Origin of the sequence: Empedobacter sp. R750, assembly GCF_030324345.1 — a bacterium.
Lineage (GTDB): Bacteria > Bacteroidota > Bacteroidia > Flavobacteriales > Weeksellaceae > Empedobacter > Empedobacter falsenii_C.
Map to the genome: position 1 here is coordinate 1 of NZ_JACAGF010000043.1, position 2161 is coordinate 2161.

2 protein-coding genes are annotated in these 2161 nt (G+C 30.4%); both read right to left on the minus strand.

Annotated features, from left to right (window positions below):
• Positions 1 to 152 precede the first annotated feature (152 nt).
• Positions 153 to 1250, minus strand: coding sequence for a hypothetical protein (locus HXZ74_RS17075; RefSeq protein ID WP_286476509.1), 1098 nt, complete (start codon positions 1248 to 1250; stop codon positions 153 to 155).
• Positions 1251 to 1252: 2 nt separating this feature from the next.
• A complete protein-coding gene (locus HXZ74_RS17080; protein ID WP_180905598.1) occupies positions 1253 to 2035 on the minus strand; it encodes an RNA polymerase sigma factor in 783 nt (260 codons plus the stop codon).
• Between the last annotated feature and the right edge of the window lie 126 nt (positions 2036 to 2161).

The following is a 2161-nucleotide window of genomic DNA, read 5'->3' on the forward strand; positions in this document are numbered from 1 at the left end:
TATGTTGCCTTTATCCTGCCTTTATGTTGGGAGTATCTAGCAAGTTTCAATAAAATCTCAAAAATCCCCCTTTGTATATGTTTTTCACATTTGATGAGCGTTAACAATCACCTCACCCTATGGGTGTACAAATCACCCTCCTAAATTATGGTTTAAGCTGTTATAAGCTCAATACCTGCTTTATCAGCTTTGTATTTTATTTTATTTATGAGCTCATAATAACTCCAGTTTCTTAGGACAAATCTTTCTTCTTTGGCTATTTCTATTTTTTCTTCTTGATCTAGAATAACTATCGTTCCTGCTTTTTTTTCAACGCAAAAATCAATTAACATTCTACTGTAAACATGTAGCCGATGATGAACATATTTACTCTCTGTATTTTTTAATTTTTTTGCTATTTTTAATTTTCTTGCTTTTCCTTTCCCTCCTTTGCAATAAGGCACTCCTTCTAGTATTCTTTTACGAGAAGCTTGTATCGCTAATCTTCTGTACAAAAATTCTTCTTTGCTACCAATGGTAAGTTGAGATCTACCTATTTTTACAACCAACGGATATTCCAACGACAAGGAAACTTCTGCAATAATATCGGGTTGTAATTGATTTTTTTCTTTTTCGATTTCTACAGTGAATACCCAAAATATTTTATTTTTTTCTAATTTAATATGCGATCTACAAATTCTAATTTCTTTACTTACTATTTGCTCCAATAGCTTATAATTATCAATATAATCTCTTCCAAGATACGTTTTAAAAGGTATTTTATAAAGTTTAAAATAAATGTATTTTTTATCTGTATCATACGAGAATTTACTTATCCTCGCTATATTAAAAGGAATTGCTATATCTCGTTTAAAAATTTTTAATGAAAGTTCACCTTTCCAATACCTGACACAATCCTTCTTGAAGGATAGGTATAACATATTCATCAAACAAGACAATATATACATTGGAACTTCGTCCTTAAAACGTTTTGAGAGTACACGATAAATGGTAGTCGACCGTGAACATTTGAGTATACCATCTTCATCTTTGTTTTCGTCTACTAATTTATATTTGATTCCGTCAGAGAAATAAAAAAAATCTTTCACCATTTCTTGCACATACAAATGAGAAACAATCAAATTAGCCGCTATAAAACATCTATTTTGCCATTTATAAAGCGTGCTCAAAACTTCTTTTCGTTCTTCTTGAGTCGGTAAATCAGCAATTAGCTGTATTTTACGTGTTAAAAAAACTGTAGAATTTTCCATATTTAGTTATTTAGGGGGGTAAACTTGTTTTGTTGAGACAATTTATAAGCGACTACAAATTCATTGTGCACTTCTTTCTGAGAAAGTTCTAATGTCTGAGCAATGGTTGTAAACGATTGTTTCTTCTCGAATCGAAGCTTTAAAATCAACGATTGTTTTTCGGTCATTTGATTTTGTTCCTTTTCCTTAGAAACTATTTTCTTTTTAGACACTAATACATCATGACTATTTATAAGGTTCTTAACATCCTCTATTGCACTTTTAATCTCCTTGCTCGTTTCTGAAACTCTTTTTCCCATTGCATTGGCAATCGATTTGTATCTGAATCCATATTTCAAACAGAGTTCAATCAAATGTTTTCTTTCAGCACTTAATAAGGGTAATATTTTTCTAATTTCTTCATAATGTTGGTCATGTATTATTTTATCCTTTATGTTTTCTGCAACCTCTAACGGATCGTATCCAGTCAAATAACTATCATAATTCTCGTAACTATCTAATGAATGCACCGACCTAAAAAATTTATTTTTAGATCTTCTATAATGCGAATAACAACTTTGTTTCAAAACAAGTCGCGTGAAATAAAAGATATGTTCAGGTCTTTCTATGTTATCTCGATATTCCCATAATTTCAGAAACGCATCTTGTACCAAACATTCTACAACAAATTCATCATAAACTATTTGTTTACCAATCCAAAAAAGTAATCTTTTATGTCGTGAATAGATTTGCTCCAAAGCTTTGGGATCGCCTTTTTTAAATAATTCATATTCTTTTTCTAGCATAATAAAGGTGGTTTTAATTATGTTTTACATGATGCGTATTACGTTCTACGTTTTTACATAGTTTTTTAATTCAACATTAGTTTTAAAAGTCACTCCTTACCCTGTACATCGCGCCAACTTTGTTTT

What these genes read in the sequence shown, in the direction of transcription:
- HXZ74_RS17075 (WP_286476509.1), bottom strand. Translation starts at nt 1,250, where the DNA reads ATGGAAAATTCTACAGTTTTTTTAACACGTAAAATACAGCTAATTGCT.
- HXZ74_RS17080 (WP_180905598.1), bottom strand. Translation starts at nt 2,035, where the DNA reads ATGCTAGAAAAAGAATATGAATTATTTAAAAAAGGCGATCCCAAAGCT.